13 protein-coding genes are annotated in these 13,981 nt (G+C 70.6%); 9 read left to right on the forward strand and 4 right to left on the reverse strand.

Features of this window, described 5'->3' with window-relative positions:
- Nucleotides 1-61: 61 nt before the first annotated feature.
- The 7 genes from ACSQ1L_RS08255 (at nucleotide 62) to arfB (ending at nucleotide 9,083) form a co-directional block, all read left to right on the forward strand.
- Nucleotides 62-2,896, forward strand: coding sequence for a M16 family metallopeptidase (locus tag ACSQ1L_RS08255; protein WP_435993831.1), 2,835 nt, complete (start codon nucleotides 62-64; stop codon nucleotides 2,894-2,896).
- 126 nt (nucleotides 2,897-3,022) lie between these two features.
- Nucleotides 3,023-4,948 (forward strand): TonB-dependent receptor plug domain-containing protein, encoded by a 1,926-nt coding sequence (locus ACSQ1L_RS08260; RefSeq protein ID WP_435993833.1) that lies wholly within the window; start codon nucleotides 3,023-3,025, stop codon nucleotides 4,946-4,948.
- A gap of 1 nt (nucleotide 4,949) precedes the next feature.
- Complete coding sequence (locus ACSQ1L_RS08265; RefSeq protein WP_435993835.1) at nucleotides 4,950-5,489, forward strand: YfiR family protein; 540 nt, start codon at nucleotides 4,950-4,952, stop codon at nucleotides 5,487-5,489.
- 4 nt (nucleotides 5,490-5,493) lie between these two features.
- On the forward strand, nucleotides 5,494-7,251 hold the full coding sequence (locus ACSQ1L_RS08270) for an ATP-binding protein (protein WP_435993837.1): 1,758 nt from the start codon (nucleotides 5,494-5,496) through the stop codon (nucleotides 7,249-7,251).
- A 55-nt stretch (nucleotides 7,252-7,306) separates the two neighbouring features.
- Nucleotides 7,307-8,173, forward strand: a complete 867-nt coding sequence (locus ACSQ1L_RS08275; protein WP_435993838.1) for a Ku protein — start codon at nucleotides 7,307-7,309, stop codon at nucleotides 8,171-8,173.
- 47 nt (nucleotides 8,174-8,220) lie between these two features.
- Nucleotides 8,221-8,682 (forward strand): YaiI/YqxD family protein, encoded by a 462-nt coding sequence (locus tag ACSQ1L_RS08280; RefSeq protein ID WP_435993840.1) that lies wholly within the window; start codon nucleotides 8,221-8,223, stop codon nucleotides 8,680-8,682.
- The gene (gene arfB / locus ACSQ1L_RS08285; protein WP_435993842.1) at nucleotides 8,679-9,083 is read left to right on the forward strand and encodes an alternative ribosome rescue aminoacyl-tRNA hydrolase ArfB; all 405 of its coding nucleotides are present in this window, start codon (nucleotides 8,679-8,681) and stop codon (nucleotides 9,081-9,083) included. Before ACSQ1L_RS08280 ends, arfB begins: the two co-directional genes overlap by 4 nt.
- Before the next feature lie 3 nt (nucleotides 9,084-9,086).
- Here arfB and ACSQ1L_RS08290 read toward each other — a convergent pair whose 3' ends face one another.
- The 4 genes from ACSQ1L_RS08290 to ACSQ1L_RS08305 form a co-directional block, all read right to left on the reverse strand.
- Nucleotides 9,087-9,566 carry a hypothetical protein gene (locus ACSQ1L_RS08290; protein WP_435993844.1) on the reverse strand — a complete coding sequence of 160 codons (480 nt, stop codon included), beginning with the start codon at nucleotides 9,564-9,566 and terminating at the stop codon, nucleotides 9,087-9,089.
- A 21-nt stretch (nucleotides 9,567-9,587) separates the two neighbouring features.
- On the reverse strand, nucleotides 9,588-11,186 hold the full coding sequence (gene ubiB / locus ACSQ1L_RS08295; protein ID WP_435993845.1) for a 2-polyprenylphenol 6-hydroxylase: 1,599 nt from the start codon (nucleotides 11,184-11,186) through the stop codon (nucleotides 9,588-9,590).
- Nucleotides 11,174-11,956: a class I SAM-dependent methyltransferase gene (locus ACSQ1L_RS08300; RefSeq protein ID WP_435993847.1), complete on the reverse strand. Its 783-nt coding sequence runs from the start codon at nucleotides 11,954-11,956 to the stop codon at nucleotides 11,174-11,176. The genes ubiB and ACSQ1L_RS08300 overlap by 13 nt, the downstream gene beginning before the upstream one ends.
- Before the next feature lie 68 nt (nucleotides 11,957-12,024).
- Nucleotides 12,025-12,732 carry a Crp/Fnr family transcriptional regulator gene (locus ACSQ1L_RS08305; protein WP_435993849.1) on the reverse strand — a complete coding sequence of 236 codons (708 nt, stop codon included), beginning with the start codon at nucleotides 12,730-12,732 and terminating at the stop codon, nucleotides 12,025-12,027.
- 152 nt (nucleotides 12,733-12,884) lie between these two features.
- Between ACSQ1L_RS08305 and ACSQ1L_RS08310 the strand changes: the two genes are divergently transcribed.
- Both ACSQ1L_RS08310 and ACSQ1L_RS08315 read left to right on the forward strand, forming a co-directional pair.
- On the forward strand, nucleotides 12,885-13,187 hold the full coding sequence (locus ACSQ1L_RS08310) for a 4a-hydroxytetrahydrobiopterin dehydratase (protein ID WP_435993851.1): 303 nt from the start codon (nucleotides 12,885-12,887) through the stop codon (nucleotides 13,185-13,187).
- Nucleotides 13,184-13,966, forward strand: a complete 783-nt coding sequence (locus tag ACSQ1L_RS08315) for an SDR family oxidoreductase (protein WP_435993853.1) — start codon at nucleotides 13,184-13,186, stop codon at nucleotides 13,964-13,966. Before ACSQ1L_RS08310 ends, ACSQ1L_RS08315 begins: the two co-directional genes overlap by 4 nt.
- Nucleotides 13,967-13,981: the final 15 nt, after the last annotated feature.

Raw genomic sequence — 13,981 nt, forward strand, 5'->3', positions numbered from 1 at the left:
GTGGGAACGGCCTGCGGCTTGGGTTACGCATACGCTGACCGTCCTTTTGGGGGAAATCCACATGCGTCTCGTCTCGCTCGCCGCCATTCTCGCCGTCATCGCGCCCGCCGCGCCCGTCTGGGCCCATGCGCCCTACGAGACGCCCGCCGCGGCGTCCGCCGTCCAGGCCGCGCCGCTGCAGGCCGCGCCGGTTTCGGATCTGGTGGCGCGGGTCGACATTCCGTGGTCGCGCTTCACGCTCGACAACGGCCTGACGGTGCTGGTGCACGAGGACCACAAGGCGCCGGTGGTGGCGGTGTCGGTCTGGTACAACGTCGGCTCCAAGGACGAGCCGGCCGGCTCGACCGGCTTCGCCCACCTGTTCGAGCACCTGATGTTCGGCGGCTCGGAGAACGCGCCGGGCAGCTATCTGGGGCGGATGCGCAACCTCGGACCGACCAATCTGAACGGTACGACCTGGTTCGATCGCACCAACTATTTCGAGACCGTGCCGACGCCGGCGCTGGAGCAGGCGCTGTTCCTGGAGAGCGACCGCATGGGCTATCTGCTCGGCGAGGTCGGGCAGGAGGTGCTCGATCTGCAGCGCGGCGTGGTCCAGAACGAGAAGCGCCAGGGCGACAACCAGCCCTATGGCCTGTTCGAATACGCCCAGCTGGAGGCGCTGTTCCCCGAGGGCCATCCCTACCGCCACTCGACCATCGGCTCGATGGCCGACCTGGACGCCGCCAGCCTCGAGACGGTGCGCAACTGGTTCCGCGAGAACTATGGACCGAACAACGCCGTGCTGGTGCTGTCGGGCGATATCGACGAGGCGACCGCCCGGACCCTGACCGAGCGCTATTTCGGGGCCATTCCGCGCGGGCCGGTGAACACCCCCGCCGACGCACCGATCCCGACCCTCGCCGCGCCGGTCAACGCCGTGATGAGCGACCGCGTCGCCAATGTCCGCCTGACCCGCAGCTGGGCCGTGCCCGGCCTGCTGGACGAGGACGCCGTGCCGCTGGCCGTGGGCGCCTCGGTGCTGGGCGGGCTGGCCAGCTCGCGGCTGGACAACGAACTGGTGCGCGAGGACCAGAGCGCCGTCTCGGTGAGCAGCTCCCTGTCCGACTTCCACCGCGTCGGCATCTTCGACATCACCGTCAATGTGAAGCCCGGGCAGGATCCGGCGGCCGTGGAGTCCCGGCTGGACGCCATCCTCGCCGACCTGATCGCCAACGGTCCGACCGAGGACGAGGTCGAACGCGTCGCCACGACCTACGCCTCGCGCACCATCCAGCGGCTGGAGCAGGTCAACGGCAAGGCCTCGGTGCTGGCCGAGGGCCAGCTCTACGCGGGCGACCCCGACCACTACAAACACCAGCTTGAAGCCTATGCCTCGGTCACGCCGGCCCAGGTGCAGGCCGCGCTGCAGAAGTGGCTGACGCGGCCCGCCTACAGCCTGACCATCCAGCCCGGCGAGCGTGAAGCCTATGTCGAGGCCGCCGCCGCGCCGTCGGGCGCCGCCCCGGTCGAGGCCGCGGCGATCGAACGGGTCGAGCGCATGCCCATGCCGGCGATCGGCGACGTGTCCGACCTGAACTTCCCGGCCGTCGAGCGCGCGCGCCTGTCGAACGGCGTGGAGATCGTCTACGCCCGCAGCACCACCGTGCCGGTGACCCACGTGGCGGTCGAGTTCGACGCCGGCTACGCCGCCGACCGCGCCGACCGTCTCGGCGCCCACAGCCTGATGCTGGACCTGCTGGACGACGGCACCACGACGCGCAACTCGACCCAGCTGGCCGAGGAGGAGGAGCGTCTCGGCGCCTCGATCAACACCGGGGCCTCGATGGACCGGTCGGCCGCCAGCCTGACGGCGGTGACCACCAATCTGCAGCCGTCGCTGGTTCTGCTGTCGGACGTGGTGCGCAACCCGGCCTTCGCGCCGAACGAGGTCGAGCGGCTGCGCCAGCAGCGCCTGTCCTCGATCGCCAACGAGCGGACCTCGCCCAACGCCCTGGCCATTCGCGCCCTGCCGCCGTTGCTGTACGGCGAGGGCAGCCCCTACGGGCGTCCGTTCACCGGCACCGGCGACGAGGCCAGCATCGCCGCCCTGACCCGGGCCGACCTGGCGGCCGAGCACGCCGCCTGGATCCGGCCGGACAACGCCACCATCTTCGTGGTCTCCGACCTGCCGCTCTCCGAGATCACGCCACAGCTGGAGGCCGCGTTCGGCGATTGGCGCGCCCCGGCGTCCGCCAAGGGGGTGAAGACGTTCGGCGACGCCGTTCCGACCACCCCCAGCCGCATCGTCCTGATCGACCGGCCGCAGTCGCCGCAGTCGCTGATCTACGGCGGGGCGGTGCTGCCGATGTCCGGCACGGACGACCTGCTGACCCTGAACACGGCCAACTCCGTCCTGGGCACGGACTTCCTGTCCCGGATCAACGCCGACCTGCGCGAGACCAAGGGCTGGTCCTACGGGGTGCGCGGCACGGTCAACGCGCTCGAACACCAGGTCCCGTACCTGATTTCGGCCCCGGTGCAGGCCAACCGCACCGGCGAGTCGATCGCCGCCTTGCTGGAGCAATACAACGGCTTCCTCGGGGCCAACGGCGTCACGCCGGCCGAGCTGGAGCGCACCATCAACGGCAACACCCGGTCGCTGGCGGGCAGCTTCGAGACGTCGGGCCAACTGCTCAGCGCCCTGCGCAGCAACGCCCTCTACCAGCGCCCCGACGACTACTACGAGACCCTCGCGAGCCGGACGCGGGCGTTGACGGCGGCCGAACTCGACGCCGCCGCGCGCGCCGCGATCGACCCGTCGCGTTTCGTCTGGATCGTGGTCGGCGACGCCTCGGTGGTTCAGCCCCAGCTGGAGGCGCTCGGCCTGCCGGTGGAGGTGCGTCCGGCGCAATAGGGCGAGCGGGCTGGACGACCCTCGGGGTTTGGCAATTGTAAGGAAACCCGGCCGACAATGTCGGGCAACTGATTGACGACCCGGACGTTGTGTCCGATCGCAGGATCGCGAGGGGGGTCATCGAAGATGCGTCATCTCCGGCGGGGAGCCGCTGCGGCCGTTCTTCTCGTCATCCCGGCCGTGGCTCAGGCGGAGGGGGCTCCGGCCGCGCCCTCGAGCCCGCAGCAGCTTATCCGGGTCGGGTTGGACGACCAGGACCTGACGCGACTGTCGCTGGAAGAACTGTCGATGGTCGAGGTGACGTCCGTGTCGCGCCGGCCCGAGGCCTTGGCCGAGGCGGCGGCGGCGATCTATGTGATCAGCGCCGAGGACATCCGCCGTTCGGGCGTGTCCAGCCTGCCCGAGGCGCTGAGGCTGGCTCCCAATCTCAACGTGCAGCGGGTCAACGCCGTCGACTACGCCATCACCGCGCGCGGCTTCAACGGCTTCGAGACCTCCAACAAGCTGCTGGTGCTGATCGACGGGCGGAGCATCTATTCGACCCTGCACTCGGGCGTGCTCTGGGACGCCCACGACGTGATGCTGCAGGACGTCGAGCGGATCGAGGTGATCAGCGGTCCGGGCGGGGCGCTGTTCGGCTCCAACGCCATGAACGGGGTGATCAACATCGTCACCCGGTCGACGCTCGAAACCCAGGGGACGCTGCTCAGCGCGGGCGTCGGCGACGATGATGCGACCGTCGCCCTTCGCCACGGCGGCGATCTCGGCGAGGCGGGGGCGTGGCGGGCCTGGTTGACCGGCCACCGAAGGGGCGAGAGCCACGCCAGGACCGGCGAGGAAGCCAATGACGACGCCGAGGGCGTGCGGGCGGGGGCGCGGGCGGACTGGCTGGTCGGCGAGAACCGGCTGACCCTGCAGGGCGACGCCTTCGACAACGAAGTGGCGATCAACGAGGACCTGCTGGGCGTCGACACCACCGTGCGGGGAGCCAATGTGCTGGGCCGCTGGAATCGGCCACTGGCCGGCGGCGAATTGCAGGTCCAGGCCTATTTCGATCGCTACGAGCGGGAGGAGCCGGGCTCGCTCGAGGAAACGGACACCTGGGATCTGTCGGTGCAACACGCCTTCGCGATGGGTCCCCACCATTTCGTGCTGGGCGCCGGACACCGCGAGGTGCAGTCCCGGTTCCTGGCCCCGGGGAGCATCGCCTTCCTCGATCCGGCCGAGCGGACGCTGACGCTGACCAATGTCTTCGCGCAGGACCAGATCGCGCTGGGCCGCGGCCTGACGCTGACTCTGGGAGCAAAGTTCGAGAACAACAGCTTCTCCGGCCAGGAATTCCTGCCCAATGTCAGGCTGGCGTGGCAGAGACCAGGCGGCGACCTGGTCTGGGGCGCGATCAGCCGGGCCAGCCGCACCCCGAACCGTATCGAGCGCGACCTGACCTTTCCGGGCTTCCTCGTCGGTGGGGATTTCCGATCCGAGACGGTGACGGCCTACGAACTGGGCTACCGGGCCATGCCGCGGCCCCGGATGTCGTTCTCGATCAACGCCTTCTACAACGTCTACGACGACCTGAGGACGGTCTCGACCACGCCGGTCACCTTCCTTCCGCTGACCTTGACCAACCATGGCGAGGCGCAGACCTGGGGTGTCGAGGCCTGGGGCAGCTATGACGTGACGCCGACCTGGCGGCTCAGCGCCGGCGCCAGCACCCTGACCAAGGACTATGACGCGACCCCGACGCTGGACGACATCAGCGGGCTGATCTCGATCGGCGACGACCCGGATCACCAGATCCTGCTGCGCTCGCAGCACGACCTGACCGAGGCCGTGGAGCTGGACGTGCGGCTGCGCGCCGTGGACGACCTGAGGCTGGTCGACGGCTATGTCGAGGCGGACGTGCGGCTGGGCTGGCGGCTGACCGACGCGCTGGAGCTGTCGCTGACCGGCCGAAACCTGATCGAGGACCGGCGCGTCGAGACGGGCGACGCCGTCCGCGGACGGGCGTTCGGCCGAAGTGTCTTCGCCGCGCTGCAGGCGAGGTTCTGACATGGCCCTGGGGCGTGGCTCATTGGGGGTGGTGATCGCCCTGCTGTGGAGCGCCCCGCTTCCGGTCCTCGCCATGTCCGGGCCTCCCCAGGCCCGCCTCGAATACTCCGTCAAGGCCAACTATCTGGTGCGGTTCGCCGCCTTCGTGGAATGGCCGCGTCGGAGCTTCGCCACCGGCCAGTCGCCGGTGGTGATCTGCGTCGTCGGCCGCGATCCGTTCGCCGGGGCCCTGGACCGGGCCGCGCGGGCGCAGACGGCGCATGGCCGGCCGCTGGCCGTGCGGCGGCCCGGCGGGCCGGACGAGGTCGCGGGCTGCCACATCCTGTATGTGGGGAAGGGCGGCGGCCGCATGGTTCCGGCGGCCCCCCGCCCCATCCTGCTGGTCACCGACGCGGCCGTCTCGAGCGAACGGGGGATGATCCATTTCGTCATCACGGACGAACGGGTTCGGTTTCATATCGACCTGCAGGCGGCGTCGCGAAGCGGCCTGTCGATCAGTTCGCGCCTGTTGAACCTGGCCCTTAGCGTGCGGGGAGGCTGAGGACATGCTCTGGACCCGCCTCCGCTACAGCCGGTTCCCGCTCGTCGCGCTGGCGTCGTTGCTGGTGCTGCTTATCGCCGGGGTGGCCATCGCGGTGGTCAACGAACAGTCGCTGAAGATTCAGACGGCGCGGGAGGCGGGCGCCCAGGCCGACCTGCTGGCCTCGGCGGTGAGCGGGGCCCTGGCCTTCGACGACCGGGAGGCGGCGCAGGACTACGTCGACGCGGTTCAGGTCAATCCGAGCGTGCTGGCCGCGGCGGTCTACGACGAGGAAAACCGCATGGTGGCCAGCTTCGGCCGGGACGGCGAAACCGCGCCCTCGACCCTGCCGGCCAGCGACCGCTCGACCGCGTTCGGGGACGGCCGGCTCTACGTCGTGCGCCCGGTGCAGCAAGCGGGCCAGAAGCTGGGCGCCGTCCATCTGCGGCTGATGGAAACCCCGGCCGCGCAACGCTTCAGCCGTTATGCCGGCCTGCTGCTGGTGCTGGGTCTCGCGGCGCTGGTCGTCTTCGTGCTGGCCGTGGCCCAGGGGGCGCTGAGGCGGGCCAACCGGCAGCTCGCCGACCGGGCGGCCGACCTGGTGCGCGCCAACAGCCTGCTGCAGCAGCAGATGATCGAACGGGAGAAGGCCGAGGAGGCCCTGCGGCAGAGCCAGAAGATGGAGGCGATCGGGCGGCTGACCGGCGGCATCGCCCACGACTTCAACAATCTGCTGATGGTGGCCTCGAGCGGCATCGAACTGCTGGACCGCACCGGCGACCCGGAGCGGCGCCGGACGCTGAGCGCCGGAGTCAAACAGGCGGTCGAGCGGGGCGCGGCCCTGACCCGGCAGCTGCTGGCCTTCGCCCGCCGCTCGCCGTTGCGGGCCGAAGTGCTGGACCTGAGACGCCACATCGAGGGCCTACGCTTCCTGCTGGAACGGTCGCTGCGGGAGGACATCGAGGTGGTGCTGGATCTGCCGGCCGACCTGTGGCGGATCGAGGCCGACCGGGGCGAACTGGAGCTGGCGCTGCTCAACCTGGCCGTCAACGCGCGGGACGCCATGCCCCGGGGGGGACGCCTGACCGTCTCCGGCGCCAATGCGCCGGGCGAGGGCGAGGTCGGGGACCGGGTCTGCCTCAAGGTCGCGGACACCGGCGTCGGCATGCCGGCGGCGGTGGCCTCACGGGTGTTCGAACCCTTCTTCACGACCAAGGAGGTCGGACGAGGCACCGGCCTGGGCCTGTCGCAGGTCTACGGCTTCGTGCGCTCGTCGGGCGGCGACGTCAGCGTCGATTCCCGCGAGGGCGAGGGGACGACGTTCACCCTGTGCCTGCCGCGCACCGAAAAGCCCGCGACGGAGACGGAGCCGCCGCGGCCGGTTCGCGCCGGCGACGGTCCGGGCCCGCGCAAATTCAGCGGACGCCTGCTGCTGGTCGAAGACGACGACGCGGTCGCCACGGGGGTCGGACACATGCTGGACGACCTCGGCTACCGCCATGTCCGGGTGGCCAGCGCGGCGGAAGCCCTGGCCACGCTGGACAAGGATTCGCAGTTCGACCTGGTGTTTTCCGACATGGTCATGCCGGGCCAGATGGACGGCCTGGGGCTGGCGCAGGAGGTGCGGCGGCGGATGCCGGACACGCCGGTGCTGCTGACCACCGGCTTCAGCGAGGCGGCCTCGGCCGCGACCGGCGAGGCCTTCCGCCTGCTGCCCAAGCCCTATGGCATCGAGAGCCTGTCCGAGGCCCTCGCCGCGACCCTGCACGAACAGGCGTCCTGAACGAATCCCCCGCCCGCCGCGTTCGAGTCGCGAATTGCGCGATGAGGAGACGATTATGGCCGCGAGACCGACCTGGCAGGGGCATCTGAAGCTGTCGCTGGTGACGTGCCCGGTGGCGCTTTACACGGCGACGTCGTCGGCGAGCCACGTCAGCTTCCACCTGATCAATCCCGAGACCAACAACCGCATCCGAATGGTGCCGACCGACCCCGACTCCGGCCCGGTCGAGCGCTCGGACCTGGTCAAGGGCTATGAGGTGTCGAAGGACGAATACGTCCTGTTCGACGACGCCGACTTCGAGAAGGTCAAGCTGGAGTCGACGCGGACCATCGACATCGGCCAGTTCGTCGATGAGGACGATATCGACCGGCTGTATTGGGACGACCCCTTCTATGTGGTGCCCGAGAAGGGCGTCGGGGCCGAGGCCTTCGCGGTGATCCGGGATTCGATGAAGGCGGCGGGCAAGATCGCCATCGGCTGCCTGGTGCTGCGCAACCGCGAGCGCCAGATCGCCCTGGAAGTGCGGGGCAAGGGGCTGGTCGCCTATACCCTGCGGCCGCACGAGGAGGTGCGCGACGCCGCCGACTATTTCGACGACATCCCGACGGTGAAGGCCGACAAGGACATGGTCGACATCGCCACCCGCATCATCGCCCAGAAGGAGGCCGAGTTCGATCCGGGCGAGTTCAGGGACCGTTATGACGAAGCCCTGAAGGAGATGATCAAGGCCAAGCAGAAGGGCGGCAAGGGTCTGGTCGAGGCGCCCGAGCCCGACGACACCAATGTCGTGGACCTGATGGCGGCGCTGCGGGCCAGCCTGAAGGGATCGGCGAGCGGCGGCGGCAAGACGGCGCCGGCGAAGAAGGCGGCCGCGAAAAAGACGGCGGCGAAGAAGCCGGCGGCGCGCAAGAAGGCGGCGTAGCGGAGCGTCTTTGACAACGGGACCCGGAACGGCCAGCTAATCGGCCCATGACCGCGCCCCGCATCTTCATCGACGCCGACGCCTGCCCGGTGAAGGACGAGGTCTATCGCGTGGCGGAACGCTACGGACTGAAGGTGTTCGTGGTCTCGAACGGCTGGATCAACACCCGGCGGGACCCGTGGATCGAACAGATCGTCGTCGACGCGGGGCCGGACATCGCCGACGACTGGATCGCCGAACGGGCCGGGCCGGGCGACATCGTCATCACCTCCGACATCCCGCTGGCCGACCGCTGCCTGAAGGCGGGGGCGCAGGCCTTGAAGTCGAACGGCCAGCCGTTCACGCCGGACTCGATCGGCTCGGCCCTGGCGGGGCGGATGGTCGGCGAGCATCTGCGTTCGACGGGCGCGATCACCGGCGGCCCGCCCCCGTTCGGGCCGAAGGACCGGTCGGCCTTCCTGCAGGCGCTGGACCGGGCCGTCGTCATGGCCCGGCGGGCGCCCCGATGACCACCATCCCGGACAATGAACTGGAGTTCCGCTTCTTCCGCGCCGGCGGGCCCGGCGGCCAGAACGTCAACAAGGTGGCGACGGCCGTGCAGATGCGCTTCGACGTGCGCAACTCGCCCTCGCTGACGGACCCGGTCAAGGCGCGGCTGATGAAGCTGGCCGGCAGCCGGCTGACGCTGGACGGGGTCATCGTCATCGCCGCCGTGCGCTTCCGCACCCAGGAGCGCAACCGGGCCGACGCGATCGAGCGGCTGCAGGGGCTGGTCGACAAGGCCTCGGTGGCCCCGGTCTATCGCGTCCCGACGCGCCCGACCCGGGCCTCGAAGGAACGCCGGCTCGAGGGCAAGACCCGGCGCTCGACCATCAAGAGCGGCCGCGGCAAGCCCGGCCTGTCCGACTGAGGCCTATTCGGCCGGGCGGAACAGCAGGGCGGCGACCTTGCCGTCGTCGTTGACGCCGATCACCCATTCGGTCGCCGCATTGGCGAAGGTGGCCGAGAACAGATCGTTACGGTCCCGGCTGCCCACGAAGTCGAGCGCGACCAGGGCGCCGAAGCTCTCGATCACCGGCAGGACGGCCGCCTCCTGCTCGCGGACCTTGCCGGCGAGGTCGTCGGTCATCAGCGCGTAGTCCATGGTCCCGGCCTGGGCGGAGGCGATGAGGGTCCGCAGAATGTCCTCGGACGCCGCATTGGCCGGCTCGGACGCCAGGGGCGCGGCGGGCGCCGGCGTGGGCGCAGGCGCCGCTGTGGCGGCCCGGGCGCGGGCGGCGGGACCGTCGAAGGTGTTGGGCAGGGCCCCTGCGGCGACCTGGGCGTGGGCCCCCGACGCGAACGTGACGGGCGCGAGCAGAAGGACGGCGGCGGCGAGCAGAAGCGGCTTCATGGGGTCGTCTCCGGACTGAAGTCAGACGATGGCGGGCCAAAGCGACAGAACAAGGGCGGCCGTCGAGGCGCAGACCGCCAGGACTGCGGTCACGACCATCCACGCCGGCGTCCGCGCCTGCTGGACCACAACGGTCCGGGCCTCCGGGGGGTTCTGCGCCAGCCGCGAAAGGGCCTTCAGCGTGGCGCGCAATTCCTCCAGCGCGTCACGGACCTGGGCCTGCGGGCCCAGCTCGCGGCGGATCCAGCGCTCGACCACCGAATGCGAGGCGGCCCACAGGTCGTGGTCCGGATTGAGCCGCCTCGCCACGCCCTCGACCGAGACCATGGTCTTCTGCAGCAGGATCAGCTCGGGCCGCAGGTGCATGTCGAACAGGGCGGTGATCTCGAACAGCTGCCCCAGCAGCCGGCCCATCGACACCTGCGACGCCTGCTTGCCGATGACCGGCTCGCCCACCGCCCGCAGGGCCTGGGCGAAGGCCTCGACCGAATGCCCGGGCGGGACGTAGCCGGCCTCGAAATGCACCCGGCTGATGCGCTCGTAGTCGCGGCTCAGGAAGCCCCAGAGGATCTCGGCCAGATAGCGCCGCTCCGACGGGCCTAGCCGCCCGACGATTCCGAAGTCGATGGCGGTCAGCTCGGCCGGGGCGTGGCAGAACAGATTGCCCTCGTGCAGGTCGGCGTGAAACGTCCCGTAGTCCAGCGCCTGGGTCAGGAAGGCCTGCACCACGTGGTCGGCCAGCCCGTTGCGGTCCAGACCCGGCTGGTCGGCGGCGGCCGGGTCGGTCATCGGCAGGCCGGCGGCCCACTCGAGCGTCAGAACCCGCTTGCCGACCCCGTCCCAGACCACGGCGGGCGCGGTCATGTGGCAGGCGCCGCTGTCCCGCGCCTTGTCCATGATGTCCTTCAGCTCGGACGCCGCCGCCGCCTCGAGCCGCATGTCCAGCTCCAGCTGGAGGGCGCGGGCGATAGTCTCGACGAAGGCCGACGGCTCCAGCCGCCGGGCCGGGGCCACGAAACGCACGGCCAGCCGGGCCGCCAGCCGCATGGAATCCAGCCCCTGGGCCACCCGCCGCTCGACGCCCGGGCGCAGCACCTTGACCGCCACCTTGCGCCCGTCGGCCAGCCAGGCCGGATGGGCCTGGGCCAGCGAGGCGGCGGCGACCGGCGGGCCGAAGTCGGTGAACAGGGATTCCACCGGCCGCCCCAGCGACCGCTCGACCTCGCGCCGGGCCTGATCCAGCGGGAAGGGCTCCAGCGCGTCCTTGAGCCGGCCGAGGTCGCGGGCGAACTCGACGCCGAAGATGTCGGCGCGGGTGGCCAGCACCTGCCCCAGCTTGATGGCCACGGGGCCGAGATGCTCGAAGGCCCGGCCCAGCCGCTGGCCCGGACGGCCCTGACGGCCCTCGCGTCCGGCGAAGGCGTGCAGCAGGTGGGCGATCCAGCGCACCCAGACGGGCAGCAGCGGCGTGATCTCGCGGGGGACGAGCGCATCATGACGAACCAGCACCCAGCCCCAGCCGAGCAGGCGGAACGCCGCCTCGACCGGATGGCGCACCGGCACCGTGGCCGGCGGCGGCGGCGGGGTGGCGGGATCGATGCGGCGGGTCAGATCGCCCACCCATGGTGGATGGCGGCCACGCCGCCGGACAGGTTGGCGACCGTCACCCGGCCGAACCCCGCCGCCTCGATCATGGCCTTGAAGGTCTGCTGGTCGGGGAAGCGGCGGATGCTCTCGACGAGGTACTGGTAGCTGTCGCGGTCGCCGGCCACCCAGCCGCCGATGCGCGGAATGGCGTGGAACGACCAGGCGTCATAGGCCGCGCGGATCGCCGCGGCGGTCGGGCGGGAGAACTCGAGGCACAGGAAGCGGCCGCCCGGCTTCAGCACCCGGCGCGCCTCGGCCAGCGCCTGCGGAATGTCGGCCACGTTGCGGATGCCGAAGCTGATCGAATAGGCGTCGACCGAGGCGTCGGGCAGCGGCAGGGCCATGGCGTCGCCGACGGACCACGACATCTCCGGCTCGCCGCCCTTGTGGACGCCGGCCAGGATCATTTCGGCGTTATAGTCGAGCACGATCACCGAGGCGTCGTCTCCGCCGCGCCGCTGTTGGGCCGACCGCGCCATCTTCGCATAGCGCCGGGCCATGTCGCCGGTGCCGCCGGCCACGTCGAGGATGGTCTCGCCCGGCCGGGGGTTGAGCTTCGCCGCGGCCGCGTCCTTCCACAGCCGGTGCACGCCGACGCTCATCAGGTCGTTCATCAGGTCATAGTTCGACGCCACGCTGTCGAACACGCCGCGGACCAGCCGCACCTTCTCCTTCGCGTCGACGTCGCGAAAGCCGAAGGAGGAGGTCTTGCCTGAAGAGGCGCCGGGAGCCGCGTCGGTCATGTCGGCGGTCTAGCGCGTCCCTGTCGCGCCGTCATCCGTCCCCTTGGCCGCAGGGTCCGCACGGCCGGTCAGTGGGTGGACCCGTTGGGCCGCGGCACCCCGAGGTCCTGCATGACCCCGCGCATCTGGGCGTAACAGCCGCAGGACGCCTTCTCCAGCGCCTTGCGGTCCAGCACCTCGACCCAGCCGCGTCCCCGCCGGATCAGACCCTTCTCCTCCAGCGCCGAACCGACCTCGGACACGGTGGCCCGCCGCACGCCCAGCATGCCGGCGATGTCCAGCTGGGTCAGGGCGAAGCGGTCGGCGTCGGCGCGGTCGTGGATGGTCAGCAGCCAGCGCGCCAGCCGCTCGTCCAGCCGGTGCTGGGCGTTGCAGGCCGCCGCCTGCTGGACCTGGGCGAACAGGCTTTCGGTGAATTTCGCCAGGGCTGTCCGCATGCTCTCGCTGCGGCCGAGCGCGTCGGCGAAGACGGCGGCCGGGCAGCAGGCCGAGACGCCGTCGACCTGGGCGATGGCGCGGCTCGCGGCGCGCGCGTTCAGCGGGCCGCAGGTGACTCCGACCAGTCCCTCCCGGCCGATGGCGGCGGTTTCGACCATCCGGTTGTCGTCGAGGAGGGTCATCAGCGACACCACGCCGCTCATCGGGAACCAGACCTCCTCGACGGCTTCGCCGGCGTCGTACAGCATCTGGCCCTGGGCGAAGGGTCTCTCGTGCAGGTGCGGCTCGAGCCGCAGGCGGTCTGCGGGGTCGAGCGCGGCAATCCACAGATTATCCATGTCCAGGCTCCGCATTGAAGGGGAATGGTTCCGTAACGCCACGCTTGGGAGAGCGTTCCGGGGCGCGCCGACGCCTTGTCGGCGACCGGCGTGCGCGATACGGCAGTCACAGGTCGCCGCGTACCGGCGGCTCGCGACGGAGGAAGCGGGACATGGTCGAGCGGCTGGACGTGGAACAGGTTCTCAAGACCCTTCCGTTGTGGCGCGCCCATCCCGGCGACCGGCCCGCCATCGAACGCAAGCTGGTCTTCGCCGACTTCAACGCCGCCTTCGGCTTCATGACCCGGGTGGCCCTGAGGGCCGACAAGGTCGATCATCACCCGGAGTGGTTCAACGTCTACAACCGGGTCGAGGTCGTGCTCACGACCCACGACGCGGGCGGCGTCACCGAGCGCGACCTCGACCTGGCCCGGTTCATCGACGAGGCCGCCGCCGCCATGGGCGCGAAAGCGTGAGCGGCCGCGTCGCCGGCAAGGCGGCCCTGATCACCGGCGCCGCCGGCGGCCTGGGCCAGGCCATGGCGTGGATGCTGGCCCGCGAGGGCGCCCGGGTCGCCGTCACCGACATGAACCTCGACGGCGCGCGGGCGCTGGCCGAGGCCATCAACGCCGATCACCCCGGGACGGCCTTCGCCTTCGCCCACGACGTCACTGACGAGGCGCAGTGGGTCTCGGTGGTCGATCAGGCGGTCTCGGCCATGGGCGGACTGTCGATCCTGATCAACAACGCCGGCATCGGGGGCGAACTGACCTGGGTCGAGCAGGACACGCTGGAGAACTGGCGCCGGGTGCAGGCGGTCAACGTCGAGTCGATCATGCTCGGCTGCAAACACGCCATGCCGCACCTGCGCGCCTCCGGCGCGGCCTCGATCGTCAACATCAGCTCGGTGGCGGGGCTGGCCGCCGCCCCGGGCATGGGGGCCTACAACGCCACCAAGGCGGCGGTGTGGATGTACACCAAGACCATCGCCCTGGAGGCCGCGAAGGCGGGCTGGAACGTGCGCTGCAACTCGGTGCATCCGGTGTTCATCAAGACCCCGATCCTCGACCCGTTCGTGGCCATGGCCGGCGGCGACGAGGCGACGGCGCACCAGAAGCTGGCCCGCGGCATCCCGCTGAAGCGCATCGGCGAACCGGACGACGTGGCGTACTGCGTCCTCTACCTCGTCTCGGACGAGTCGAAGTTCGTCACCGGCGCCGAATTCAAGATCGACGGCGGCATGCTCGCGCAGTGAGGCGGAGGGACTAGT

The sequence above is a fragment of the Brevundimonas sp. LjRoot202 genome (genome assembly GCF_964253355.1).
Taxonomy (GTDB): Bacteria; Pseudomonadota; Alphaproteobacteria; order Caulobacterales; family Caulobacteraceae; genus Brevundimonas.